Genomic DNA, 26119 nt, shown 5'->3' with positions numbered 1-26119 from the left:
AGAGGAGCCGGCCCCCGCAACGGGGCCGGTTTTTTTATGGGTCAATCCCGGCAAATTGACGCGTAGAGTCAAGTTTTCTGGAATCGTTCCAAAACATAATGATTGACGGTGATTTTGTCGCTTTTTATCGTCCCCGCGGATTTTGTATCCTGAAATGAGCCATCTCATCCGGGCCTTGAACCCGGGCTGTTGGAGGTTCCCATGTGTGCCTTTTCGTCGTGCGCCCGCCATGCGGGCTGCGCGGTAGACCGTTTTCACGCGCCGGTGTCCGCCGGGGCGAGAGGTCTGCTGCGATGAAATTCAAACTCCCGAGCGGAAACCGCGAATCCTACCTCGACCGGACGCCGGAACGGCTCGTCGTCGAGGGCTATCGCCATTGGGTCGCCGGATATGACACCGGTTCCATCGACCCGTGGGAACTGGCCTGGACGTTTTATTCCCAGGAACTCGGCGCTGTGGACGGCCGCCGTGCCATTGCCGACCTCTCGTGCTTCGTGCGGTCGCTTCGTGTCTGTGCCGGTTGCCCGCTGCGAAGCTTCCCCTTTGGCGCAAAACGCATGTGTCGCGAGGAATGCCTGGCCGCAGCCCTCATCTCGGCTTGCCAGCATGGCGACACGCTGACGCGCGGCAACTGCATCACCTGCCTCGGCGGGTGCGACCGTGCGGGCGAGATCGAGGAAGCCGCCCGGCGCTATGCCGCCACCCTCGACAAGTTCGGCCAGACACTGATGCCGGTCCCGGCCCACGTGATCGACGAGATCGCAGGTCGCCCGCAGCAGGTGCAGTACCACTGACCCAATCGCATTGGCGTGCCGTGCAAAGGGCGGTGCGCTGACAACCAAACTCCCACGAACCTTGAACTCGGAAGGAGCCACCATGAAGCCTTTGACACTCGCAGCCGCAGGCCTTGCTTGCCTGATCGCGCTGCCCGCCGCGGCGCAGACGCCCGCAGAGGTCGTCGAGACCTATGCCGACATTGCCCATGCCGGATACGAAGACTCGCTGATCACCGCGAAGGCGCTCGACGGGGCAATCGGCAAGCTGATCGCCTCCCCCAGCGAAGAGACGCTGGATGCCGCCCGCGCCGCATGGCTCGCGGCCCGCGTTCCCTACCAGCAGACCGAGGTCTACCGGTTCGGCAACCCGATCGTGGATGACTGGGAGGGCAAGGTGAATGCCTGGCCGCTGGATGAAGGCCTGATCGATTACGTCGATGCCTCCTATGGTTCGCAGTCGGACGAAAACGGCCTCTACACCACCAACGTGATCGCCAACGAGCAGATCACGCTGAACGGCGAGAGCGTTGACGTGTCGCAGATCACGCCGGAGCTTCTGGCCGAGACGCTGCACGAAGCCGAGGACGTCGAAGCCAACGTCGCGACGGGTTACCACGCCATCGAGTTCCTACTCTGGGGCCAGGACCTGAACGGCAACGACGCGGGCGCAGGCGCGCGTCCTGCAACCGATTTCGACCCGGCCAACTGCACCGGCGGCAATTGCGAACGCCGCGCGCAGTATCTCAAGGCTGCGTCCGAACTGCTGATTTCCGACCTCGAAGAGATGGTCGAAAGCTGGGGCGAAGGTGGCGAGGCCCGTGCCGCGGTGACCGAAGATCCGGCAGCCGGGCTGACCGCGATCTTCACCGGCATGGGTTCGCTCTCCTACGGCGAACTGGCCGGCGAGCGCATGAAGCTTGGCCTGCTGCTGCACGATCCGGAGGAAGAGCATGACTGCTTCTCCGACAACACGCACAATTCGCACTATTACGATGCCCTTGGCGTGCGCAACGTGTATCAGGGCGAGTACAAGCGCGTTGATGGCAGCACGGTTTCCGGTCCGTCTCTTTCCGGTCTTGTCGTTGCCAAGGAAGCCGCGCTGGATGAAGAGGTTCGCAAGAGCCTTGATGCGACAATGGATGCCATGCAGGCCATGAAGGACCGCGCCGAGGGTGGCGAGGCCTACGACCAGATGATCGGTCAGGGCAACGATGAGGGCAACGCGACCGTCCAGGCTGCGATTGATGGCCTCGTCGCGCAGACTCGGTCCATCGAGCGTGCAGTCGCAGCTCTTGACCTCGGCTCCATTGAGCTTGAAGGCTCCGACAGCCTCGACAACCCCAACGCCGTGTTTCAGTGAGACACCTGAACCAGTGAACTGAATGACACTCTCTAGAACGCCGCCGGCGGGTCGCCTCTCCTGGCCCGCCGGCATCATCGTTTCGGTTCTTCTCACCTTCGCCGGTGCAAACGCCGGCGATGTGCGGATGCGTGACGACCTGAACGACAAGGACCGGGCGCGCGTCGACGCCGTAACGGCACCTGCCTCGGACTTCTCCAAGCCGGAACCCTTCGAGGCGATGAGCGCAGGTGCCACGACATCCACCGCGACACCCAACCGCGATGCCTTTTCCCAGTCGCTTGCAAACCTCACCAACGAGGGCGAGCAGGATTTCAAGGTCGGCAACGGCCTGTTCAAGAAGCTCTGGGTTTCTTCCCCCTCCTCCACCCAGGCCTCCGATGGTCTCGGCCCGCTCTATAACGCGCGCTCCTGCCAGCGATGCCACCTGAAGGACGGGCGCGGCCACCCGCCGGAGACGCCGGAAGACAGCGCGACGTCCATGTTCCTGCGGCTCTCGGTGCCGGCACGGACCGCGTACGAAAAGGCGCTGCTCGCCGACAAGACCCAATTGCGCATCGAAGAGCCGACCTATGGCGGCCAGCTGCAGGATTTCGCGGTTCCGGGCCTCAAGGCCGAAGGTCTGATGAAGATCGACTACGCGGACATGCCGATCACGCTTGGCGACGGGACGCAGATCAACCTGCGCAAGCCGACCTACTCCGTCACCGATCTGGGCTTCGGTCCGATGGACCCCGACGTGATGCTGTCGCCGCGCGTCGCCAACCAGATGATCGGCCTCGGTCTCGTCGAGGCGATCCACCCGGCGGACATTCTTTCAGGCGAGGACCCGAATGACGCGGACGGTGACGGGATCTCCGGCAAGGCGAGCTGGGTTCGCGACCCGGAAACACGTGAGCCGGTACTCGGCCTGTTCGGGTGGAAAGCGAGCAACCCGTCAATCCGGGCCCAGTCGGCGGAAGCCTTTTCGGGCGATATCGGCATTTCCTCGCCGGATATCCCGGCGCCTTACGGCGACTGCACCGAGAACCAGCATGAATGCCTCGCGATGCCGACCGGCATCCAGACGAACCTAGGCGACAGCGAAGCGCCTGACCCGGTGCTCGACCTCGTCGTCTTCTACGCGAGGAACCTCGCCGTTCCGGTTCGCCGTGACGTGGACGATCCGCAGGTTCTGCGCGGCAAGAAGCTGTTCTACGAGGCGGGTTGCGCCAGCTGCCACCGACCGAAATTCGTCACCAGCCGCAAGACGGCGCAGAAAGAACATCGTTTCCAGCTGATCTGGCCCTACTCCGATTTTCTGCTGCACGACATGGGCGAAGGGCTTGCCGATGGCCGCCCCGTGGGCGATGCGACCGGCAACGAGTGGCGCACGCCGCCGCTGTGGGGCATCGGGCTGACCGAAACCGTGAACGGCCACACATACTTTCTGCATGACGGGCGCGCGCGAAATCTGCTGGAGGCGATCCTGTGGCACGGCGGCGAAGCGCAATCCGCGCGGGACCGTGTAACCGAGATGTCGAAGGCCGAGCGCGACGACCTCATCCGTTTCCTGGAGTCCCTGTAGATGCTGATGCGACCGATCCTTGGCCTTGCCGCGCTCGTGCTCGCCGCGACGGCTTGTCTCGCGCAGACGCCCGAGCGTCTGGCTGTCGTCGAGGATGTCATCGAGACGGAAATCGTCACACGCTATGCCGCGTTCGACGCTGCAACCGGCACGCTAGCGGAGGCAGCCGGCGCACATTGCCAAGGCCCCTCGCCAGACAGCCTTTCGGCGCTGCGCGACCAGTTCGCCGCGACCGTCGATGCGTGGTCGCGCGTGGAGATGATCCGCTTCGGGCCGGCGCGCGAGGATTACCGCTTCGAGCGCATCTTCTTCTGGCCGGACAGGAAGGGCCGCGGTCTGCGGCAGGTGCAGGGTTTCGTCGGCGCAAAGGAACCGGCCGCTCTCGACCCGAAGACGCTCTACGAGCAAAGCGTCGCCGTCCAAGGGCTGCCGGCGCTCGATTTCCTGCTGTTTGGCCCCTACGAGAAGCGACTGCTCGCCGAAGGCAGCTATGTCTGTGGCTATGTCAGCGCGGTCGCGCAGTCGCTGCACGTAATTGCCGGCAATATCCTGTCGGACTGGCGGGACCCGGACGGATACCGCAAGCTGATGCTGAACCCCGGCCCGGAGAACCCGCTTTTCCGCGACGACGCGGAAGTCCTGCAGGCGATCATCCAGGCCGCTCGCGAACAGGTGCAGATGGTGCGCGACCTGAAGCTGCAGGCGGTGATCGAAGAAAGCCCGGACGCGTCGCACGCCAAGCGCGCGCCGTTCTGGCGTTCGAACGAGACGGTCCCCTCGCTCATCGCCAATCTTGAAGCCGTTGCCGCGCTGTTCGAAGGGCATTTCAATCCGCTTCTGGGCACCGACGACGGCGAGGTCGCCAACGCGCTGGCGTTCGAAATCAGGTCGGCGACCCACGTGCTGCGCGAACTCGACGAAACGGGCGACAGCTGGGTAGCGCTGGTGGAAAGCCCCGAGCACCACAAGGAACTCACCTACACACTGATCCCGCTTGGCGGCGCGGTCACTGTTCTGTCCGACCGTTATCCGGCGGCACTCGCCCTCGTGCTCGGATTCAACTCGATGGACGGCGACTGATGGCACAAGGCCCTGATCGGCGCAGCGTGATCCTCGGGCTGGCGGCTACCGGCGCCCTGCCCCTCACCGCATTTGCCGACACGTCCAGCCAGACGCACTTTGTCGCCTGCTGCCGCAAGGGCGACGGGACATTCGCGGCGGCCGTCCTCGATGAGGACGCCCGGCTGCTGTTCACCGAAGACCTTGATGCGCGCGGGCACGACTCCGCGTTCTCGCCCGACGGGACGAAAGCCGTTGTCTTCGCCCGCCGTCCGGGGCGCTTCGCGATTGTGCTGGATCTGAAGGCGCAGCGCCGTGTCGCCGCGTTCGAGCCGCCGGCCGACCGGCATTTCATGGGCCACGGATTCTTCACCCGCGATGGCGCGCTGCTGTTTGCCTCGGAAAACGATTTCGACGGCGAGCGCGGCGTCATGGGCCTTTACGACGTGGCGAACGGCTACCGGCGGATCGGCGAGGTGGAGACGGCTGGGATCGGTCCGCACGAAGTGCTGCTGATGCGCGACCAGCGCACGGTCGCGATCGCCAATGGCGGCATCCTCACGCATCCGGATTTTCCGCGCCAGAAGCTGAACATCCCGACGATGACGCCCTCGCTCGCCTATCTCGATATCGCCAGCGGCGAGATCGTGGAGCAGGTGTCCCTCCCCAAAGACTTTCACCAGCTTTCCATTCGCCATATCGCGGAGGACGCGCAGGGTCGTATCTGGTTCGGAGGGCAGTTCGAGGGATCACCGCTGGATGGGCCGCCACTGGCCGGCTTCCATGCGCGCGGCCAGGACATCCGGTTCTGTGACGTCGACAACGCGGACTGGCAGGCCTTCGACAACTATGTCGGGTCGGTCGCAGCCAGCGCCGATGGCGAGCGCATCGCCATGAGCAGCCCGCGCGGCGGCGTTCTCTATGTCTGGGACAGCAAGACCGGCGGGATCGTCTCCCGCCGGTCGATTGCAGATGTCTGCGGACTTGCGCCCGAGCATTCCGGATTTCTGGCAAGCGATGGTGCCGGCATCATGCACGTAGACACGGGCACGGCGCGCCCGTTCGACGCGCTGGCCTGGGACAATCACATCGCCGCGCTCACCCGGCAGGGTTGAGCGGCTGCGTCAGCCCTTGGGTCCGAACAGGTACCACAGGATCAGGCCCAGCAGCGGCAGGAACAGGATTATCAGGATCCAAAGTACCTTGGAGCCGGTCGATGCGCCGGAGCCGACGATTTTCACGATGGCATAGATGTCGAGTGCGAGAATGATCAGGCCGAGCAGGCCACCCACTTGAACGTCGATCACGATTGGTCCCCCAGATTAGGTTGTTGCCTCTGCGGCCTCCCGATAATGGCAGTAAAGCCGCGCGGATGGGAAACTTAAATGCGCGTGAAACGTTCCAAGGCAGGCCGCAACAATCTAGCGTGCCGGTACAATTCCACCTTGGGGACCGTTGCGACATGCGCGTGAAAGTCATTCTCAACCGTGAGGCAGGGTCGCTGCGCACGGAAGATGTGAACGAGTATGCCCGGTTCGCCGCCGAGGCGTTCCGCAAGTCCGGCCACGACCCCGACGTCGACATCATCGAAGGCAAGACGCTGACGGACGCGCTCGACGCGGCCTGCAAGGACCCGGAGTGGGAATGCGTCAGCGTCTGCGGCGGAGACGGTTCCATTTCCACCGCCGCCGGCACCTTGTGGAAGTGCGGCAAGGTGCTCGCGGTCATTCCGGCCGGCACGATGAACCTGTTCGCCCGCACCCTCCAGATCCCGCTCGATATCCACGAAGCGGTGGAGGCGGTGGCCGCGGGACGCGTGGTCGATGCCGATATCGCCACGGTCAACGGCGATGCCTTCGTCCACCAGTTCTCGGTCGGCCTGCATTCCAAGATGGTCGAATCGCGCAAGGCCTATCCCTACTCCTCGCGCGCCAGCAAGATTTTCGCCAGCGTGCGCGGCGCATTCGACGCGGTGACACAGGCTCCTCGTTTCACAGTCGAGATCACGCCGGACAACGCTCAACCGTTCAGCAGAACGCTTTCCGTGTTGGCCTGCGCCAACAACCGGTACGGCGAAGGCCATCTTCCCTATGCCGACAAGGTGGACGGTGGCGAACTCGGACTCTACCTTGCTCCTCCGCTGAGCGTCAGCGACAGCGTTTCGCTCGCAGCCGATGTGTTCATGGGTGCGTGGGCGGAAAACGGGATTCTGGAGGAGACGGCGCATCAACAGGTGGACGTGAAGGTCTTACGCGCGTCGCGGCGGGCAAAATGCGTCCGGGACGGCGAGCTTTATGACCTTCCAAGAGAGATCACCATCAAGTCGCATCCCGGCGAGTTGAAGGTTCTCGTGCCGCAGCAATCAACTGCGGCAGACACCTGATCCAATCGAACACTCGGCCCGTATGAGGCGCGGAGGGTTCGCGATGCGCATGATGATCACGGGCAGCAATGTGGCGATGAAGAGCGACGGAAGGGATATCAACCTCGTTGCGTACCATCGCGATTTGCTGTCGCGCGTGGCCGAAACGGCCGACCGGCAGGCGTTTCGCGAGCTGTTTGAACATTTCGCGCCGCGGATCAAGGCCTGGCTTTTGAAGTCAGGTGCAGATGCCGCACTCGCCGAGGATTTGATGCAGGACGTCATGATGACGGTCTGGCGCAAGGTCGGGCTCTACAACCCCCAGGCCGGTGCCGCCAGCACGTGGATTTTCACCATTGCGCGTAACGCGCGAATTGACCGGCTGCGGCGTGCCTCGTCGCGGCCTTACGTCGATATAGACGATATCGAGTTGCCGTCGGAAGCAGCCGACGGCGAGGACGAGGCCTTTGCCAGCCAGCGCGCCGAACTGATCGCGGCAGCGCTCGATGATCTGCCGCCCGAGCAGAAGCAGATCATGGAAATGGCCTTCGTCGAGGACATGCCTCAAAGCGAGATCGCAGAGAAACTGACGCTCCCGCTCGGCACCGTGAAGTCGCGCATGCGGCTCGCCTATTCAAAGCTGCGCAGCAAACTGGAGGTGCTGCAATGAGTGTTTCGCATCATCTCGATGACGCGACCGTCCTGCGCTATGCCGCAGGCGATCTGGACGAGGCGTTCGCCATCGTCGTCAGTTCACATCTCACCATGTGCGATACGTGCCGCAACGCTGTGCGCGCCGCCGAAGACATGGGCGGTGAGCTGATGGAGCGTTGCGAGCCGACCAGTGTCGAACCCGGTTCATTCGACGCGCTGATGAACAGGCTCGCGACGGTCAATGACGATGACGCCATTCGCATCTCCGGACGCGTCGCACGCGATCCGGGGTCCGATGTCCCCGCACCGCTTGCGCGCCACGTCGGCAAGTCGCTGGACGGCATTGCGTGGAAGACGATCGCACCGGGCGTACGCAAGCACGACATTGCGCTCGACACTGACGGCAAGTCGCGGCTCTACATGCTCAGTATCGGTCCCGGCCGCGCCATGCCCGAACATGGTCACGGCGGTGATGAAATGACCCTGATCCTCAGCGGCGCATATCGCGACGAGTTCGGGCGGTTTGCCGCCGGCGACATCGCCGACCTCGACGAGCATGTCGAGCACGAGCCGGTCGTGGAGCAGGATGCACCCTGCATCTGCCTCGTGGCGACCGAAGCCCCGACGCGCTTCCGCGGCCTGCTGATGCGGCTGCTGCAGCCGATCTTCGGGGTATGAGCAAGCTCACCGACAAGACAATCTGGATTGTTGGCGCCAGTTCCGGGATCGGCCTGGAGCTGGCGCAACGCTATGCGCGCGACGGCAACCGCGTCGCGATTTCCGCGCGCAGCGAAGACAAGCTGCGCGACATCGCGGAGGCGGCGGCGAGGCTGCACCCCTACCCGCTCGATGTGACCGACAACGACAAGGTGCTCGAAACCGTCGCCGGTATCCGCGACGGTGTCGGCGAGATCGACGTTGCGATCCTGTGTGCCGCCGTCTGGCACATGACGGACGTGATAGACCTGACCGTGGATCAGGCGCGGCAGGCTCTGGAGATCAACGTTCTGGGTGTCTACCAGGCCGTCTTGGCTTTGCTTCCCGCGATGCGTGCGCGCGGCGAAGGCCATATCGTGATCGTCGCCTCGGTGGCAGGTTATCGCGGCCTTCCGAAATCCGGTGCGTACGGGCCGACGAAGGCAGCACTCATCAACCTTGCCGAAACGCTGAACGCCGAGCTGCACCAATTCGGAATCAGGGTGAGCGTGGTCAATCCCGGCTTCGTCGACACGCCGATGACGGCGGACAACCCGTTTCCGATGCCCGGCATGGTTTCGGCAGAGCGTGCGGCGCGCGAGATCATGGCAGGCGTGGCGAAGGGCAAGTTCGAGATTACCTTCCCCTGCCTGTTCGCGATGGCGATGAAGCTGCTGCGTGCCCTGCCCGACCCGGTCTATTTCTGGGTCCTGCGCCGCTTCATGGTCGAAGAACGCAGCGCCTAGCCAGCCGGTCTCTAGATGCGGTCGAACCGATACAGGCCGACATCGATCTCGCCGGCATCAAATCCCGCTTCGCAATAGGTCAGGTAGTAGCGCCACAGTCGCCGGAAGCGCGCGTCGAAGCCGAGCGCCTCGATCTGCGGCCATGCCGCCTCAAAGCGCCGGCGCCATTCGCGAAGCGTCTCGGCGTAGCTCGCCGCAAAGCGCTCCTCGTGACCCAGCTTCAAGCCTGCCTGCTCCGCATGCTCGCGCATGATGTCGACGGTCGGCAGCATGCCGCCCGGGAAGATGTAGCGCTGGATGAAATCGGTGCTGCGGCTGTAGGTCTCGAAGTTCTTGTCGGCAATGGTGATGGCCTAGACCACCGCCGACCCGCCCGGCTTCAGGCGCTCGCGGAGCGTCTCGAAGTAGCGCGGCCAGTATTCCTGACCGACGGCCTCGATCATCTCGATGGAGACGATCCGGTCGTACTGTCCCACCGTGTCGCGGTAATCTTCCAGAACGAAATTGGCGTGGTTTGACAGCCCCTGTGCGACAGCGGACGCGCGCGCTGCCGCGAGCTGCTCGCGCGACAGCGTGATGCCGGTCACGTTGGCGCCGGCGACACTGGCAATGGCGCGCGCCAATGCGCCCCAGCCGCAACCGATTTCCAGCACATCCTGATTGGGTGACAGGTTGAGAAGATCGACGATGCGCTTGAGCTTGGTGGACTGCGCGTCTTCCAGCGTGTCGCGCCCATCACGGTAGATGCCGCTCGAATAAATCATTTCCGGATCGAGCCAGAGCGCGAAGAACTCGTTCGACAGATCGTAGTGGTCGGAGATGTTGCGACGGGAGTTGCGCCGCGAATTGCGACGGCGGCGGTGGGCAAGCCTGTCGGGAAGCCGGACCTTGAACATCTCGCGTCCGGCCTGCGCGAAGGCATCCTCGTTGCGCAGGAAGAAGTGAAACAGCCGCGTCAGGTCGGGAATGTCGATGTTGCCGGCGATGTAGCTTTCGGCGAATCCCAGCTTGCCGCGCAGGATGGCTTTGCGCAGCAGCGCGTAGTCGTTCAACTTCATCATGGCGGGTTCAGCGCCATTGTCCTCGCCAAATCGGTAGCGCTGGCCGGACGGCATTTCCACGATGATGCTGCCTTGCGGCTGAAACTGCAGAAAGCGGCGGGCCAGCCGGTACAGCACGCGCTCCTTGAGCGGAATGCGAAGGCCGCGGCGGATACCGGCTTCGGTTGCAACCAGTTCGATCATGCGTCTCTCGCCTCCGCATAGTCGTTCGTCTTAATCGACACCGCCTGCCGCGGCGCGGTCGGCCGTGGCTGCAGCCGCAGGCCCTTCAGCCACAGCTTCGCGGCTTCCAGATGGATCGCGCCGATTACCTTGGCGCCGAGCCAGCCGACACGGATCAACTCGCGCGCCAGCGCGGCGTCGGAAAAGGCCTTTCGCGCGGCGTTGAAATAAGCGGTCATGCAGGTGCGACCCTCGACTTCCAGCCTTATGGCGAGCTTGAGGATATCGCCGGGACCGCGAACCGAAAAATGATACGTGCCCTCCACGGCATTGAACGGCGACACGTACAGCTGCTTGCTGCAATCCTGCTCAAGCATTTTGCCATCGCTAACGACTGGCATCACGTAGGTCATGCGCTCGCCGAACGTGTTGCTCACCTCGTAGACGACCAGCCGCGTGGCATCGGCCGCGTCATATCCGAAATAGACCGTCAGCGGGTTGAACGCGCAGCCGAGCACGCGCGGGTAACACAGCAATGCGAAACGCTGGATCTCTTCGGCAAGACCGGCCTCATTCGCGATGCCGCGCAGATACGGCTCCAATGGCCCGCCCTTGCCGAGATCCTTGTCGTGCAGCGAAACGAGATTGGCGGAATTGTAGGAGAAAAGCCTGCTGCGTTTCGACAGGGCCGGAAGCTCGTCGACGAAGGCGAACAGCGAGAACACCCGGTAGCGCAGGGCGTGATGCACCGGCTGGACGCGGTTGTGAACCACGTCGCCTGCATAGATCGCGTTTGTCGGCGCTGCCGTCATTGTTACTCCGCTGCCCGCACGTCGCGCGGACGGATCGAATGGATGCGACCGGATTCGTTGTCGACATACCAGGGGCGGCGCACGCCGCCGATGGCCTCGGCAACCGCAAGCCCGGCCTGCAAGCCGTCTTCGTGGAAACCGTAACCGAAATAGCTGCCGCAGAACCATGTTCGCTTCTGGCCTTGCAGGGACCAGAGATCTTTCTGGGCGGTCAGCGCGGCATTGTCGAAGACTGCATGGCGGTAGGCGAAGCGTCCGTGCTCGGCCTTGGGGTGAACCTCATCGTAGGGGTTCAGCGTCACGAGAACCGGCCAGCGCGTGTCCAGCGACTGGAGTTCGTTCATCCAGTAGGTCAGGCACAGTTCGCTGCGACCTTGCGCGCCGCTCTTCAGGAAGTTCCACGCAGACCAGATGCGGCGGCGTTTCGGCATCAACCGGCGGTCGCTGTGAAGGATGGCAAGGTTCTCCTGGTAGGCGAATGCGCCCAGCAGGCGCGCCTCTTCGTCGGCAGGCGCATCCAGCAGGCCGAGCGCCTGGTCGGCCTGCGTGGCGATCACCACCTGGTCGAACGGGCGGACGGCGCCGCGCGCATCCTCAACCAATGCCGCGGTATCGGTTCGGCGGATGGCGCGCGCGCCGACACCCTGCACGATCTCGAAGTCGCCATCGTCGCAGATGCGCTGGACGTATTCGCGGCTGCCGCCACGCACCGTGCGCCAGACCGGCTGATCGTTGAACTGCAGCAGGCGGTGGTTGTCATAGAAGTCGACGAAGGCGCGGGCCGGGAAATCCAGCATGCGTTGAGCCGGTGTCGACCAGATTGCGGCGCCCATCGGCACGATGTGTTCGTCAATGAAGGTAGTCGAGTAGCCCTCGGTTGCGAGGAACGCGCCAAGGCTGATCTGCGGGTCGTAGGCTGTGACGCGCGTCGTCGCCGTTTCGAAGAACCGCTTGATGTCGGACAGCATCCGCCAGTGGCGCTTCTTGAGAAGGTTGCGGCGCTGGCCGAAGAAACCGTTCGCTCCCGTGCCGGAATATTCGTAGGCGCCAGCGTCGGACGAAAACGAAAAGCCCATGCTGCTTGCCTGCGTCGGCACGTCGAGATGTGCAAACAGCGCAGTCAGGTTGGGATAGGTCAGCTCGTTGTAGACGATGAATCCGGTGTCCACGGCGACCGTTCCATCGGGCATGTCGACATGCGTCGTGTTGGCGTGTCCGCCAAGACGGTCATCGGTCTCGTACAGCGTGACGTTATGCGTTTTCGACAGCAACCAGGCTGCCGACAATCCGGAGATGCCGGAGCCGATGACTGCGATTTTAAGAGGGCGCATGAAGAACCTTGCGTGCGGGACGTGTTGGGCGTGATACGCCACCACCTGGAACGCGGATCACACAGCCGGCGTTGGAATTTAACCAACGCTTGATCCGGTGACGCGGCCCCCGCGTATCGGTTGCGCATCACGGAGGCAACCCATGCAATATGTCATCGCCTATATCGCAACAGCAGTGGTCTTTCTCGGCTTGGACTACGTCTGGCTCGCCCACATCGCGCGGCAGATATTCGTCGAGCGGATCGGCCACCTGCTGCTCGACCAGCCCAAGATGGTTGCCGCCGCCGGCTTCTACCTCGTCTACGTGGTCGGCATCGTGTTCTTCGCAATCTCGCCTGCCCTCAAGGCCAATGCGCCGGGGACCGCGACGCTCTACGGCGCGTTGTTCGGCTTCTTCTGTTACGCGACATACGAGATGACCAACCACGCGACGCTGAAGGACTGGCCGGTCTCGATGGTGGCGATCGACGTTGCGTGGGGCACCTTCCTCACCGGGCTTGCCGCAACGGCCGGCTATTTCGCAGCCCAGATATTTGCGCGCTAGGGTTCAGCGCGCATCAGCCGGTTTTCCAGCGTGCCTTGCGCAGGCGTGAGGGCGCTTCGCCGAACCGGTCGGAGAACGCCTTGGAGAAGTGCGCGGAGTTCGAAAAGCCGGACGCCAACGCGATTTCGGTCAGGCTGAGGCTCGACTGCTCCACGAGGCTGCGGGCCGTTTCCAGTCGCAGGTCGCGGTAGTAGGCCGCCGGCCCCTGCCCCATGCGCTGGGAAAAGAGCCGCACGAGCTGCCGCTCGCTGATGCCCGACAGTCGCGCAAGTTCCTCCACCGGCAGTGGCTCGGCAATATTGTTCTTCATGGTCTGGATCGCGGCGATCACCGCCTTCGAGTTCCCGCCCTGCCCGGCGCGGTCCTCCAGATTTGCCGCGGAAGCGTATGCAGGGCGCGTGGCGCCGTGCAGCACCAGTTCACGCACGTCGTCAGCCATCGCCGCGCCGTGATGGCTGCTGATGAGCGCCAGCATCATGTCGCCGGACGCAGCACCCCCGGTTGCGGTCATGCGGTCGCGATCGATGACGTAGGGCACCGGCTCCAGCAGAAGATGGGGATGCTGCTCGCTCAGGCGCGGCAGCATCATCACCGGCGCTGTCATGCGCCGGTTGGCCATCAAGCCTGTCTCCGCGAGTGCTGCGGCCCCGCCCGCGATTCCCGCCAATGCGATTCCCCGCCGCGCCAGGAGCCGCAGCCAACCGGTCACGCGGCGGTCGCCAAAGCTCTTCAGCTCGCCTGCAATCACGCAAAGCAGGTCGAAATCCACCGTCTCACCGACATGGGCCTGCGCACGGGTTTCCGTTCCCGAGGCACTGGTCGAGCGCGCGCCGGACATCGGCAGGTTCTTGATATCGTAAAGTTTTTCGCTCGAAACCGTGTTGGCGGCGCGCAATGGCTCGATGGCTGCGGCGTAGGACAGCAATGGAAATCCGTCGACCAGCAGGAATCCGACCCGGAATGGAACGGCAGACATATTCAAGCCTCTGCATACATGGCGGTATTAGATAAAAATACGGCGTGTAGGCGAAAGTCAAGAAAGCGTCCCATGGCCACAATAGGCTGATTGGGAGGAAGTCAAAGACCGATGCATCATTCGGCACCGATCTGTAACGCCGGGCATCCGGCCAGCAATGGCACATGCGCGACGGCGAAGCACGCGGCATACGCGTTCACACGCGTCGGCGCCTGCGCAGAATCGGGCCTTCGGTCCTTGCCGAGCCTCCCCCTGTCGCCGATCAGCAAAGCCATGACGAGGGTTGAACACCTCGAGACGGCGCAAACGGCGACTGGATCGGATCAGCCATCATGTGCGGTGAAGTCGAGGACTTTCTCCACACCGCATCAAGATAACTTGCAAATTCCCTGCTAAACGCCGTCGAAAGAACGGTGGGAAACGTTTCCTGAAGGAGTTGGTGATTATGGCCACGCACGACGACAAGCTCGGCGTATGGAAAAGCGGCGCAGGCAAGGGGCGCAAGACCCCCAAGGGCCGTCAGTATGAAGATCAGGCCCTGTTGCAGGTCCGCGATTTGCTGGGCGAGCGCCCACGCCGCCGCGACCTGCTGATCGAGTTCCTGCACCTGATTCAGGACGAATACGGTCACCTGTCGGCCGAGCACATGCGTGCGCTCGCCGAGGAAATGCGCCTGGCGCAGGCCGAAGTCTACGAAGTTGCGACCTTCTACGCCCATTTCGACGTGGTGAAGGAAGGCGAGGCCCCGCCTCCGGACCTCACCATCCGCGTTTGCGACAGCCTCTCCTGCGAGATGGCCGGCGCACAGCAGCTCATGAAGGCGCTGCAGGATGGCCAGGATCCCGCCAAGGTCCGCGTGCTGCGCGCGCCCTGCATGGGCCGCTGCGACACCGCGCCGGTTCTTGAAATCGGGCACAACCACATCGACCACGCGACGCCTGAAAAGGTCGCCGAGGCGATTGCCAACGACGACACCCACGCGCACCTGCCCGACTACGAAGCCTTTTCGTCCTACGTTGCCAATGGCGGCTACAAGGCCCTGAAGAGCCTGCGCGACGGCGCGAAGACGCCGGACCAGGTGCAGCAAGAAGTCCTCGACTCCGGTCTGCGCGGCATGGGCGGCGCCGGCTTCCCGTCCGGCAAGAAATGGTCCTTCGTGCGCGCCGAACAGGGCCCGCGCTACCTCGCCGTCAACGGTGACGAGGGCGAGCCGGGCACCTTCAAGGATCGCTACTTCCTTGAGCGCGACCCGCACCTCTTCCTCGAAGGCATGCTGATCGCCGCCTGGGCGGTGGAAGCCGAGAAGGCCTTCATCTACATGCGCGACGAGTATCCGTTCGTGATCGACCTCCTGCGCAAGGAGATCGCCGAACTGGAGAACGCCGGGATCGTCACCAAGGGCTACATCGATCTGCGCCGCGGCGCAGGCGCCTACATCTGCGGTGAAGAATCCGCGATGATCGAATCCATCGAGGGCAAGCGCGGCCTGCCGCGTCACCGCCCGCCCTACGTGGCGCAGGTCGGCATCTTCAATCGCCCGACGCTGGTCCACAACGTCGAGACGCTCTACTGGATCGCCAAGATCTGCCGCGAAGGCGGCGATGTCTTCGGTGCCCACGGCGTCAACGGCCGCAAGGGCATGCGTGCCTATTCCGTTTCCGGCCGGGTGAAGAACCCGGGCGTGAAGCTGCTGCCCGCCGGTTCCACCATCGTCGACCTCATCGAGGCCTGCGGCGGCATGACGGACGGTCACACCTTCAAGGCCTACCAGCCGGGCGGCCCCTCTTCCGGCCTGCTGCCGGCGTCCATGGACGACATTCCGCTCGACTTCGACACGTTGCAGCCGCACGGCACCTTTATCGGTTCTGCTGCTGTCGTCGTGCTGTCCGACAAGGACAAGGCGCGCGATGCCGCGCTCAACATGCTTCGCTTCTTCGAGGACGAGAGCTGCGGCCAGTGCACGCCCTGCCGCGTCGGCTGCGAGAAGGCCGTGAAGCTGATGGAGAAGGACACCTGGGACAAGCCGCTGCTTGAGGAACTTGCGACCGCCATGGCCGACGCCTCGATCTGCGGCCTTGGACAGGCAGCACCCAACCCGATCCGCCTGACGATCAAGCACTTCGCCGATGAACTCGGCGACACCGATATCGCGCCGCCGAAGACCGGTTACGGGACCGAACAGTCCATCGAGCGCGACAAACAGTAATCGACCCCGCCAGTACGGAACATAGATTTTCAAGGGAGGCCGATATGACCGATGCCACCACCAAGACCGAGCAGATCACCTTCACCCTCGACGGGAAAAGCGTAACCGCTGCGCCGGGCGAAACGATCTGGGAAGTGGCCCTGCGCCAGGGCAACCGCATCCCCCACCTGTGCCACGCCAACAAGCCGGGCTACCGGCCGGACGGCAACTGCCGCGCCTGCATGGTCGAGATCGACGGCGAGCGCACGCTGGCTGCGTCCTGCATTCGCACGCCAAACGAAGGCATGGTCGTGAAGTCCGACTCCGAGCGTGCCGACAAGGCCCGCAAGATGGTGATGGAACTTCTCGTCACCGACCAGCCGGAACGTTCCGACGCCCACGACCGCTCGTCCCACCTGTGGGAAATGGCGGACGTTCAGGACGTGTCCGACAGCCGTTTTCCGAAGCTGGAAAACAACCGTATCCCGCTGCTGGATGCCAGCCATGTGGCGATGCACGTCAACCTCGACGCCTGCATCCACTGTAACCTGTGCGTGCGCGCCTGCCGCGAAGTCCAGGTCAACGACGTGATCGGCATGGCCGGCCGCGGCCACGACGAGAAGATCGTCTTCGACTTCGACGACCCGATGGGCAACTCGACCTGTGTCGCCTGCGGCGAATGCGTCCAGGCCTGCCCCACCGGCGCGCTGATGGAATCCTCCATCCTCGACGCAGCCGAGCGCGGCGACAGCGCAAACGTCGACGAGGAAGTCCAGTCGGTCTGCCCGTATTGCGGCGTCGGCTGCCAGATCAGCTACAAGATCCGCGACAACAAGATCGCCTGGGTCGACGGCGTCGACGGGCCTGCCAACGAGCAGCGCCTTTGCGTGAAGGGCCGCTTCGGCTTCGACTATGTTTCCCACCCGCACCGCCTGACCAAGCCGTTGATCCGCCGCGAAGACGCGCCGGAAAAGGGCATGAATGTCGATCCGGCCAATCCGTGGACGCACTTCCGTGAAGCCACCTGGGACGAGGCGCTGGACGCCGCGGCCAACGGCCTGAAGAAGTTGGTCGGCGAAAGCGGCGGCGAGACCATCGCCGGCTTCGGTTCGGCCAAGTGCTCGAACGAGGAAGCCTATCTCTTCCAGAAGCTGATCCGTCAGGGCTTCGGCCATAACAACGTCGACCACTGCACCCGTTTGTGCCACGCCTCCTCGGTGGCGGCGCTGATGGAGAACGTCGGTTCGGGTGCCGTGACCGCGACCTTCAACGAGATCGAGAACGCCGACGTCGCCATCGTCATCGGCGCCAACCCGACCGAGAACCACCCGGTCGCGGCGACCTACTTCAAGCAGTTCGCCAAGCGCGGCGGCAAGCTGATCGTCATGGATCCGCGTGCCCAGGCCCTGCGCCGCCATGCCTCGCACATGCTTCAGTTCCGCCCCGGCACCGACGTCGCCATGCTCAATGCGATCATGCACGTCATCGTCGAGGACGAGCTCTACGACCGCCAGTACATCGACGGCTTCACCGAGAACTTCGAAGCCATGAAGGACCACCTGAAGGACTTCGCTCCGGAGAAGATGGAAGACATCTGCGGTATCCCGGCTGCAACCCTGCGCGAGGTCGCTTACACCTTCGCACGGGCCGAAGCCGCGATGATCTTCTGGGGCATGGGCGTTTCCCAGCACATTCACGGCACGGACAACTCCCGCTGCCTTATCTCGCTGGCGCTGATGTGCGGTCACGTTGGCCGTCCCGGTGCGGGCCTCCACCCGCTGCGTGGCCAGAACAACGTGCAGGGCGCGTCCGACGCCGGCATGATCCCGATGGTCCTGCCCGACTACCAGAGCGTCGCCAATGTCCAGGTCCGCGATCTGTTCAAGGAGATCTGGGGCACGGAAGTGAACGCCAAGCCGGGCCTGACCGTGGTCGAGATCATCCACGCGATCCATCACGGCGACATTCGCGGCATGTACATCCTGGGTGAGAACCCGGCCATGTCCGACCCGGATGTCGACCACGCCCGCCACGCGCTGGCCAAGCTGGAACATCTCGTGGTGCAGGACATCTTCCTGACCGAGACGGCCTACTATGCTGACGTGGTGCTTCCGGCCTCCGCATGGCCGGAGAAGAACGGCACGGTCACCAACACGAACCGCCAGGTGCAGATGGGCCGCAAGGCCCTCGAGGCCCCCGGCGAAGCGCGTGAGGACTGGGCCATCACCGTGGATCTCGCCAAGCGTCTGGGTCTCGACTGGACCTACACGCACCCGAGCGAGGTCTTCGCCGAGATGAAGCGCTCCATGAACTCCCTCGACAACATCACGTGGGAGCGCCTGGAGAACCAGAGTGCGGTCACCTACCCGTCCCTGTCGCCGGAAGATCCGGGCCAGCCAATCGTGTTCTCCGATGGCTACCCGCGCGAATCCGGTCGTGCCCGCTTCACCCCGGCCAGCATCATCGCCCCCGCCGAGACGCCGGATACCGAGTATCCGTTTATCATGACCACGGGGCGCCAGCTGGAGCACTGGCACACCGGCTCGATGACGCGCCGTGCCACGGTCCTCGACAATGTCGAGCCGCAGGCCAACGCGTCGATGCACCCCAAGACGCTGCGCAAGCTGGGCGTTCAGGCGGGCGACATGATCCGCATCGCCACCCGTCGTGGCGAAATCGAGATCATGGCCCGTGCTGACCGCGCGGTTGCCGAGGACATGGTCTTCGTGCCCTTCGCCTATGTTGAGGCGGCGGCCAACACGCTGACCAACCCGCAGCTCGACCCTTATGGCAAGATTCCGGAGTTCAAGTTCTCCGCCTGCCGTATCGAACCGGCCGACCCGAAGCTCGCGGCGGCTGAATAACAAAACCGGAAAAACCAAGAAAACCGGGCCCGTCCGCGGGCCCGGAAGACTCAGGATACGCCTGGAAAGGACGACAAATGAGCGATATTGAAATTGCACGCCAAGCCAACAAGAAACCGATCCAGGAGATCGGCGCCAAGCTCGGCATTCCTTCTGACGATCTGCTGCCCTTCGGCCACGACAAGGCGAAGGTTTCCGCAGAGTTCATTGCCAAGCAGGCCGACAAGCCCAATGGCAAGCTGATCCTCGTCACCGCCATCAACCCGACGCCGGCTGGCGAAGGCAAGACGACCACGACCGTTGGTCTCGGCGACGGCCTCAACGCCATTGGCAAGAAGGCCGCGATCTGCATTCGCGAAGCCTCGCTCGGCCCGTGCTTCGGCATGAAGGGTGGCGCAGCCGGCGGCGGTTACGCCCAGGTCGTCCCGATGGAGGACATGAACCTCCACTTCACCGGTGACTTCCACGCCATCACTTCTGCCCACAACCTGCTGTCGGCGATGATCGACAACCACATCTACTGGGGCAACGAGCAGGAAATCGACATTCGCCGCGTCGCATGGCGCCGCGTGATGGACATGAACGATCGCGCCCTGCGCCAGATCGTCTGCTCGCTGGGTGGCGTTGCCAACGGCTTCCCGCGTGAAGCCGGCTTCGACATCACGGTGGCCTCCGAAGTCATGGCCATCCTGTGCCTGGCCAACAACCTGGCCGACCTCGAGAAGCGCCTCGGCGACATCATCATCGGCTACCGCCGAGACAAGACCGCCGTCTACTGCCGCGACATCAAGGCCGATGGCGCCATGACCGTCCTGCTGAAGGACGCCATGCAGCCGAACCTCGTGCAGACGCTGGAAAACAACCCGGCATTCGTGCACGGCGGCCCGTTCGCCAACATCGCGCACGGCTGTAACTCGGTTGTCGCCACCACCACGGCGCTCAAGCTCGCCGACTACGTGGTGACGGAAGCCGGCTTCGGTGCCGACCTCGGCGCCGAAAAGTTTATGGACATCAAGTGCCGCAAGGCCGGCATTGCGCCGGATGCCATCGTCATTGTCGCGACCGTTCGCGCCATGAAGATGAATGGCGGCGTCAAGAAGGACGATCTCGGCAACGAGAACGTCGAGGCCGTCAAGAAGGGCTGCGCCAACCTTGGCCGTCACATCGAGAACGTGAAGAACTTCGGTGTGCCCGCCATCGTCGGCATCAACCACTTCGTCACCGACACCGACGCCGAAGTGCAGGCCGTGAAGGAATACGTCCAGAACCTCGGTTCGGAAGCCATTCTCTGCAAGCACTGGGCCAAGGGTTCGGAAGGCATCAAGGAACTCGCGACCCGCGTGTCCGAGATCGCCGAAAGCGGCCAGGCACAGTTCTCTCCGCTGTACCCGGACGAGATGCCGCTCTTCGAGAAGATCGAGACCATCGCCAAGCGCATCTACCGCGCCAACGAGGTCATCGCCGACAAGAAGATTCGCGACCAGCTGAAGCAGTGGGAAGCCGACGGTTACGGCCACCTCCCCGTCTGCATGGCAAAGACGCAGTACTCGTTCACGACCGATCCGAACCTGCGTGGCGCGCCGACCGGCCACTCCGTGCCGGTCCGTGAAGTCCGCCTGTCTGCCGGCGCCGGCTTCGTCGTGGTCGTCTGCGGCGAGATCATGACCATGCCGGGTCTGCCCAAGAAGCCGTCTTCGGAAACCATCTTCCTGAACGACGAAGGCCAGATCGAAGGTCTCTTCTAAGACCTCTCCGCTTTCGCGGATCTGCCAATACGGGGGCCGGTGCATTGCACCGGCCCTTTTTCGTGGGTTTGAGACAATTTAGCGGGATGTTGACGGAAAGCTGCGAGGGTGCCGTTCGGCAATCGGAGCGGCACATGAGCGAGACGACGAACCTGCGCTTTCTCGTTGAACACGAGATGGAGTCCTACCGGGCGCATCTGCTCCGGCTGGATGAGGCCGCCATGGAGCGGCGCTTCAACCAGCCGATGGATGCAGCAGCGCTCGATGCGCACTGTCTCCAGCTTACAGGTTCCGGTGTTTCCATCCTTGCGCTGCAGGTCGAAGGGCAAACGCGCGCCGCAGCCGAAATCTCACCACCGTCCGACGATATAGACGTGCCGCGCGAACTCGCCTTTTCGGTCGAGCGCGATTTTCAGGGCTTCGGTCTCGGCACCTTGCTTGCCACGCGCGCCATCGCCGAGATCAGGCCGCATGCCGCCGTCATGTATTGCGGGGCAGACAACGGCCAGATGCTGTCCCTCGCCGGGCGGCTCGGCGCGGAGGTCACGGTCAAGGGCGGCGTCGCCATGTGCATGGTGGACACCGAACGCCGGGCCTGCCCGCGCGAGGGTTTTCGCGAAGCCGACGGGTTGTCGCCAGCCATCGCTGCATTCGCGCTCGGGCGCTGACCCGGCTAAAGTCAGCCGCGCGGCGAAGCCACCGCACGGAGAACCAGAATCGCCCGCGTCCATCACATCACGTTTGCCTCGCGCCGCTTTCGCGGAGCTGCCAAGTTGCTCGCAGCTTCGGCGCTACGATACGGCCTGAGGACACGCATTTTCAGTGAGGCTGACGCCGTGACGCAGGACCTCGCTCGCCGATATCCCGAAACCATGGCGAAGCCGCGTGGCGCTGGTTACTGGCTGTGGAAGCCGTTTATCCTGCGCGAGACACTGGCGAACGTGCCGGACGGCGACCTTGTTCTCTACACCGATGCCGCCATGCGGTTCGTCGCTGATCCCGAGCCGATGCTTGCGTGCGCACAAGACGAACCCATCGTGCTTTTCGAATTGCCCGGCGAACGCTTCTCCATGCGGCGCTGGACCAAGCGCGATTGCTTCATCGGGCTCGATGCCGACGCGCCCAATTTCCACGACATCTCCCAGCTTGTCGGCGGCATCCAGCTCTACCGCGCTGGCGCTGAGGCGCGGGTGTTCGTGCAGAACCTGTGCGCTGCGATGACTGTGCCGCACGCCCTGGACGACGAGCCGAACCAACTGGGCCGTGACAATTTCCCGGAGTTCGAGGAGCATCGTCACGATCAGTCGGTCCTGACGATCATGGCGCGCAAGGCGGGCCTACCGCGGTTTCCGGACCCGTCCTTTGAAGGCTGCCGGCCCCGGCTACAGCCTGAAACCGGCCCGGACGGGATCCGGCGGCCAGCCACAAGCTACGGCCCGATATTCGACATTCACCGCAAGCGCGGCACCAATTTCTGGAAGTGGTACGCGCGTACGCTGCTTGCCAGGGGGCCGTGGCGGTAGCGCTTCAAGTCCGCCCAAGCAACCGGTCTCGAAACCGCCGGAACTTGCGCTCCATCTTCAGCCCCGGGCGTGGTACGCGCGGGTGCCAGCGTCCGCGCAGCGCATCAAGCGTCAGTGGATCGGGCGGCCCGGACAGCGCGTCGTTCACCCTGTCGAGGAAGAACCGCATCGTGTGTTCATAGGGAATGCGGTCGTCGCGAAACGGCGTCGCCTGTCGAAACTGGTCAAGGCCATCAGCTGAATCGTCCAAACGGATCAGGTGATCGACAAGGTCCTGCAGGGTGTCGAAGGCCGTCGCGTCAATGAACGCCTCCGGATTGAAGTCGCTGAATGCCTCCCGCGCGCCCCAGTAGACCGGCACCGATCCGCTTTGCAGGACATGGAGCAGCTTTTCGGTCACGTAGCCGGGTGCGATCTGGTTTTCGAACGCGATGCCCAGCCTGTGGTGCGCAAGAAGGCGCACCTTCTCCTTCGTGTCCTTCGGATTCTCGCCCCTGTTGTTTAGGATGCGTCCATAGCTGTCGACGCGATGCGCTGCATCCAGCCGCAGGAAGAATTCCGAACGCACGGAGGTATCGTTGGAGTAGACGAAGCTGCAGAAGCGGTCCGGGTCTTTCGGGATCACGCGGTTGGTCGTCAGCTGCGAGACGTGGTGCGGGCTGCTCTCGTCCCACCAGTCGATGTCGTTCACCCAGAGAGGAAAGCGATGCCAGCGGTCGCGCATCAGAGGCATGTCGGGCCGAAAGCCGAAGAACAGGTCGAAGATCTGGCTCTGGGGATCGCGCGCCTCGCCGGTCCACCAGATGCGCAAGGGCCGACTGGATCGCGGTGTCGGCAGCCCGTCATCCCCGAAACAACTGGAAATCTGCAGGTCGCGGCCCGCGGCGACGATCGACACGTCATAGTCATCCTGCAGGGCCCGCGTGATGGCGAAATTATGCGCCCCGAACCCCGGCCAGAAATTGTGGAAGCTGACCGACAATTTCGGTTTCGATGGCATTGCAGGCGTGCCTCCGGCATACGCGACCTTGTTGCAGGTCTCGTGTTAGTCCATGAAGCGGGCGGGGTCGATAGTTCGGGGTGGCCGACAATGTACGAACTGGCTGGCAAACGGGTCTATGTCTGCGGGCATACGGGGATGGTCGGTTCGGCCTTGCTGCGCCGGCTGCAGCGCGAAAACTGCACCCTGGTGACGGCGACGCGCGCGCAGGTCGACCTGACGCGGCAGGACCATGTGGAGGGCTTCTTCGCCCGCGAACAGCCGGATGCCGTGTTTCTCGCGGCCGGCAAGGTCGGCGGAATCGCGGCCAACAACACGCTGCGCGCGGAGTTCATCCGCGACAACCTGATGATCGTCGGCAACGTCATTCACGCAGCCTGGGAGAGCGGCGTCGAAAAGCTTCTCAACCTTGGCTCGACCTGCATCTACCCACGCCTGGCGCCACAGCCCATGCCGGAATCTGCATTGCTGACAGGCCCACTCGACCCAACCAACGAGCCCTACGCGATTGCCAAGATCGCGGCCGTGAAGATGTGCCAGGCCTATCGCGACCAGTATGGCTGCAGCTTCATCTCGGTCATGCCGACGAACCTCTACGGGCCGGGCGACAACTATCACCCCGAGCACAGCCATCTCGTCGGCGCGCTGCTGCGCCGGTTCCACGAGGCGAAGGTTTCGGAGGCGCGGAGCGTCATCGTCTGGGGCAGCGGGACGCCGCGCCGCGAGTTCCTCTACGTCGATGACCTTGCCGAAGCTTGTCTCTTCGCGATGAGGAATTACGACGACAGCGAAATCCTCAATATCGGGTACGGCGAGGACGTGACGGTGTTGGACTTCGCGAAACTCGTGGCGCAGGTCGTTGGTTTCGAGGGTTCGATCGAACTCGACACCGAACGCCCGGACGGGCCGCCGCGCAAGCTGGTGGACTCAAGCCGCATGACGCAGCTTGGCTGGCGGCCGACGACGCGGCTGAAGGACGGGTTGAAGCTCGCCTACGCGGACTTTGTCGCGCGATACGCCGACCAGACGTTTCGTGCGAACGCGCGTTGAACGAACGATCAGGGCGTCACGGTCAGGAACCGGATCGCCATCAGCAATATGACGACAAGAACGGCCCGGTCGAACATCTTCGAGTCGAAACGCCGCCCGATCCACGCACCCACCGGCATGAAGATCGCCACCGGCAAGAGCGCGAACACGCTCTCGGCGAAATTGACCGGCGTGATCAGCCCGGCTGCCGCGTAGCTGACCATGTGTACGGTCGCCAGGAAGCAGTAGACCGTCGAGATCGTGAAAATGTAGAGCGGCCGGTCGAACCGGATCGCGTTCAGGAACGTCACCACGATGGGCGCGGCCACGCCGACAGCCCCTTGCAGCACGCCGGCTGCCAGGAAGGCGGGTGCCGACAGCGTCCGGGCGCGGTCCATGTCCAGCACAAATTGCGGGCGCAGCAGCCGCAACACAACGAAGGCCAGCATCATCACGCCAAGCACGCGAAACGTGACCTCGCCGGGGGCGGATTTCAGGAACAGCGTGCCGATGCCGACGCCGATTGCGCTGGCGACGAGCATGCGCGGCAGGAAATCGACGTGGCCGCGCTCGGCCCGGTAGCTGATTGCCTGCCAGCCGTTGGAGACAATGGAGGGAACGATGGTGATCGCGATGGCCTGCGGCACGTCGATGAAGTTTGCCATCAACGGAATCGCAATCAGCGGCAGCCCCATGCCGGTGATGCCCTTGCAGATTGCCCCTGCGCCAATGCTGAGGAAGATCAGCGCAAGGACCTCTGTGTTCAAGCGCCCTGCTCCGCCTCGCCAACGCGCAGGAAATCCTCGACCGTCTGCCACAGCACATGGCGGCGCAGTCCCAGCGGCGTGCAGTGGGCCAGACCGGCCAGTACGCTGAATTGCCGGTCGCCATTGGGCAGCTTTTCGAAGAAAGCCAGCAGGTCCGCCATGGTGGCGATCCCGTCATGCTCACCACGCACGACAAGCACCGGCGCGGTGATGTTCTCGGGCTGAACGAGCGGCAGCCTGGTCGTCATGTCGAGATAGGTGCCGGTCGGAACGAAGTCGGCGTAGGACAGCTGCATCTTCGCGCAGGCATCGATCAGGCGCGGGTCGCTGGTGCCTGGTTCGTCGCGGGTGAAGATGCTGGCGATCATCGCCTCGTCGATCTGCCGTCGCGGGCTGGCCTTGTACTGCTCGACGCCCTCGCGGCGCTTGGTGAGTGTCGGTGACCCCTCGCCTGTCCACACGAAGGCATCGAGTGCGAGGCGAACGACCTGATCGGGCTGGGCTTGCGCGAAGGATGTGGCCCGCAATGCGCCGGACGAAAGGCCGTAGAGGTGGAACTGCAACTTGCCAGTGACCTCGGCAATGACCTTGGTGGCTTCCTTGAGATCCTCGACGCCGCAGGCGACGTCAGAATTGGAATCGGTTTTCGTGGACTGTCCGTAGCTTTCGTGGTCCAGCGTCCACACGTCCCAGCCCTTTCGCGCGAGCCAGTCCATGAAGGAGTAGTCCGGCAAGCCGTCGATCTGCATGTCGAAGCTGGGTGTCGCCGACAGCGACGAACCGTGCACGAGAATGACGGGCGGACGTTTGCTGCTCGTGTCCTTCAACTCGGGCACGAACTTGTTGCGCATGTAGAGGGACACTGGGCCCTTTCGGGCCCAGTGATCGTTTGATGTGACG

The 26119-nt window shown here is 63.6% G+C and carries 23 protein-coding genes and 1 pseudogene; 16 read left to right on the top strand and 8 right to left on the bottom strand.

Features of this window, described 5'->3' with window-relative positions:
- Positions 1-293 precede the first annotated feature (293 nt).
- From ACKTEK_RS07090 to ACKTEK_RS07070, 5 genes are all read left to right on the top strand, one after another.
- Positions 294-794, top strand: a complete 501-nt coding sequence (locus ACKTEK_RS07090; protein WP_409164530.1) for a hypothetical protein — start codon at positions 294-296, stop codon at positions 792-794.
- A gap of 82 nt (positions 795-876) precedes the next feature.
- Positions 877-2136 carry an imelysin family protein gene (locus tag ACKTEK_RS07085; protein WP_409164529.1) on the top strand — a complete coding sequence of 420 codons (1260 nt, stop codon included), beginning with the start codon at positions 877-879 and terminating at the stop codon, positions 2134-2136.
- Positions 2137-2158: 22 nt separating this feature from the next.
- Positions 2159-3703, top strand: coding sequence for a di-heme oxidoredictase family protein (locus ACKTEK_RS07080; protein ID WP_409164528.1), 1545 nt, complete (start codon positions 2159-2161; stop codon positions 3701-3703).
- Entirely contained in the window at positions 3704-4783 is a 1080-nt protein-coding gene (locus ACKTEK_RS07075; protein ID WP_409164527.1) for an imelysin family protein, read from the top strand.
- Positions 4783-5877 carry a DUF1513 domain-containing protein gene (locus ACKTEK_RS07070; RefSeq protein ID WP_409164526.1) on the top strand — a complete coding sequence of 365 codons (1095 nt, stop codon included), beginning with the start codon at positions 4783-4785 and terminating at the stop codon, positions 5875-5877. Before ACKTEK_RS07075 ends, ACKTEK_RS07070 begins: the two co-directional genes overlap by 1 nt.
- Before the next feature lie 9 nt (positions 5878-5886).
- Here the strand turns inward: ACKTEK_RS07070 and ACKTEK_RS07065 are convergent, their stop codons facing one another.
- Positions 5887-6066 carry a PLDc N-terminal domain-containing protein gene (locus ACKTEK_RS07065; protein ID WP_409164905.1) on the bottom strand — a complete coding sequence of 60 codons (180 nt, stop codon included), beginning with the start codon at positions 6064-6066 and terminating at the stop codon, positions 5887-5889.
- 158 nt (positions 6067-6224) lie between these two features.
- Between ACKTEK_RS07065 and ACKTEK_RS07060 the strand changes: the two genes are divergently transcribed.
- The 4 genes from ACKTEK_RS07060 to ACKTEK_RS07045 are packed head-to-tail and all read left to right on the top strand — an operon-like array spanning position 6225 to position 9220.
- Positions 6225-7145, top strand: a complete 921-nt coding sequence (locus tag ACKTEK_RS07060) for a diacylglycerol/lipid kinase family protein (RefSeq protein ID WP_409164525.1) — start codon at positions 6225-6227, stop codon at positions 7143-7145.
- Positions 7146-7188: 43 nt separating this feature from the next.
- Positions 7189-7794, top strand: coding sequence for a sigma-70 family RNA polymerase sigma factor (locus ACKTEK_RS07055; protein WP_409164524.1), 606 nt, complete (start codon positions 7189-7191; stop codon positions 7792-7794).
- Positions 7791-8456, top strand: a complete 666-nt coding sequence (locus ACKTEK_RS07050; RefSeq protein WP_409164523.1) for a ChrR family anti-sigma-E factor — start codon at positions 7791-7793, stop codon at positions 8454-8456. Before ACKTEK_RS07055 ends, ACKTEK_RS07050 begins: the two co-directional genes overlap by 4 nt.
- Positions 8453-9220, top strand: coding sequence for an SDR family NAD(P)-dependent oxidoreductase (locus ACKTEK_RS07045; RefSeq protein WP_409164522.1), 768 nt, complete (start codon positions 8453-8455; stop codon positions 9218-9220). The genes ACKTEK_RS07050 and ACKTEK_RS07045 overlap by 4 nt, the downstream gene beginning before the upstream one ends.
- Before the next feature lie 11 nt (positions 9221-9231).
- Here ACKTEK_RS07045 and ACKTEK_RS07040 read toward each other — a convergent pair.
- The 3 genes and pseudogenes from ACKTEK_RS07040 to ACKTEK_RS07030 all read right to left on the bottom strand — a co-directional run bounded on the left by ACKTEK_RS07040 (position 9232) and on the right by ACKTEK_RS07030 (position 12586).
- A pseudogene (locus ACKTEK_RS07040) lies at positions 9232-10116 on the bottom strand (class I SAM-dependent methyltransferase).
- A 344-nt stretch (positions 10117-10460) separates the two neighbouring features.
- Complete coding sequence (locus tag ACKTEK_RS07035; RefSeq protein WP_409164521.1) at positions 10461-11255, bottom strand: DUF1365 domain-containing protein; 795 nt, start codon at positions 11253-11255, stop codon at positions 10461-10463.
- A 2-nt stretch (positions 11256-11257) separates the two neighbouring features.
- Positions 11258-12586, bottom strand: a complete 1329-nt coding sequence (locus ACKTEK_RS07030; protein ID WP_409164520.1) for an NAD(P)/FAD-dependent oxidoreductase — start codon at positions 12584-12586, stop codon at positions 11258-11260.
- A 142-nt stretch (positions 12587-12728) separates the two neighbouring features.
- On the opposite strand from ACKTEK_RS07030, the gene ACKTEK_RS07025 reads away from it, so the two are divergent.
- Positions 12729-13130, top strand: coding sequence for a DUF2177 family protein (locus tag ACKTEK_RS07025; protein WP_409164519.1), 402 nt, complete (start codon positions 12729-12731; stop codon positions 13128-13130).
- A 13-nt stretch (positions 13131-13143) separates the two neighbouring features.
- Here the strand turns inward: ACKTEK_RS07025 and ACKTEK_RS07020 are convergent, their stop codons facing one another.
- Positions 13144-14106, bottom strand: coding sequence for a GlxA family transcriptional regulator (locus tag ACKTEK_RS07020; RefSeq protein WP_409164518.1), 963 nt, complete (start codon positions 14104-14106; stop codon positions 13144-13146).
- 445 nt (positions 14107-14551) lie between these two features.
- Between ACKTEK_RS07020 and ACKTEK_RS07015 the strand changes: the two genes are divergently transcribed.
- The 5 genes from ACKTEK_RS07015 to ACKTEK_RS06995 all read left to right on the top strand — a co-directional run bounded on the left by ACKTEK_RS07015 (position 14552) and on the right by ACKTEK_RS06995 (position 22423).
- Positions 14552-16312 (top strand): NAD(P)H-dependent oxidoreductase subunit E, encoded by a 1761-nt coding sequence (locus ACKTEK_RS07015; RefSeq protein ID WP_409164517.1) that lies wholly within the window; start codon positions 14552-14554, stop codon positions 16310-16312.
- Between the two features lie 44 nt (positions 16313-16356).
- Complete coding sequence (gene fdhF, locus ACKTEK_RS07010) at positions 16357-19155, top strand: formate dehydrogenase subunit alpha (RefSeq protein WP_409164516.1); 2799 nt, start codon at positions 16357-16359, stop codon at positions 19153-19155.
- 77 nt (positions 19156-19232) lie between these two features.
- Positions 19233-20900, top strand: a complete 1668-nt coding sequence (locus tag ACKTEK_RS07005; protein WP_409164515.1) for a formate--tetrahydrofolate ligase — start codon at positions 19233-19235, stop codon at positions 20898-20900.
- 134 nt (positions 20901-21034) lie between these two features.
- Positions 21035-21568, top strand: a complete 534-nt coding sequence (locus tag ACKTEK_RS07000; protein WP_409164514.1) for a hypothetical protein — start codon at positions 21035-21037, stop codon at positions 21566-21568.
- A gap of 168 nt (positions 21569-21736) precedes the next feature.
- A complete protein-coding gene (locus ACKTEK_RS06995; RefSeq protein ID WP_409164513.1) occupies positions 21737-22423 on the top strand; it encodes a hypothetical protein in 687 nt (228 codons plus the stop codon).
- A 4-nt stretch (positions 22424-22427) separates the two neighbouring features.
- On the opposite strand, the gene ACKTEK_RS06990 is transcribed toward ACKTEK_RS06995, so the two are convergent.
- Positions 22428-23423, bottom strand: coding sequence for a glycosyltransferase family 10 domain-containing protein (locus tag ACKTEK_RS06990; protein ID WP_409164512.1), 996 nt, complete (start codon positions 23421-23423; stop codon positions 22428-22430).
- A 90-nt stretch (positions 23424-23513) separates the two neighbouring features.
- Between ACKTEK_RS06990 and ACKTEK_RS06985 the strand changes: the two genes are divergently transcribed.
- Complete coding sequence (locus ACKTEK_RS06985; protein WP_409164511.1) at positions 23514-24473, top strand: GDP-L-fucose synthase family protein; 960 nt, start codon at positions 23514-23516, stop codon at positions 24471-24473.
- Between the two features lie 8 nt (positions 24474-24481).
- Here the strand turns inward: ACKTEK_RS06985 and ACKTEK_RS06980 are convergent, their stop codons facing one another.
- Both ACKTEK_RS06980 and ACKTEK_RS06975 read right to left on the bottom strand, forming a co-directional pair.
- On the bottom strand, positions 24482-25219 hold the full coding sequence (locus ACKTEK_RS06980) for a sulfite exporter TauE/SafE family protein (protein ID WP_409164510.1): 738 nt from the start codon (positions 25217-25219) through the stop codon (positions 24482-24484).
- Complete coding sequence (locus ACKTEK_RS06975) at positions 25216-26082, bottom strand: alpha/beta fold hydrolase (protein ID WP_409164509.1); 867 nt, start codon at positions 26080-26082, stop codon at positions 25216-25218. Before ACKTEK_RS06975 ends, ACKTEK_RS06980 begins: the two co-directional genes overlap by 4 nt.
- Between the last annotated feature and the right edge of the window lie 37 nt (positions 26083-26119).

The sequence above is a fragment of the Tepidamorphus sp. 3E244 genome, assembly GCF_046159835.1.
Classification (GTDB): domain Bacteria; phylum Pseudomonadota; class Alphaproteobacteria; order Rhizobiales; family Tepidamorphaceae; genus JACKJK01.
This window is presented reverse-complemented; position numbering and strand designations above follow the sequence as displayed.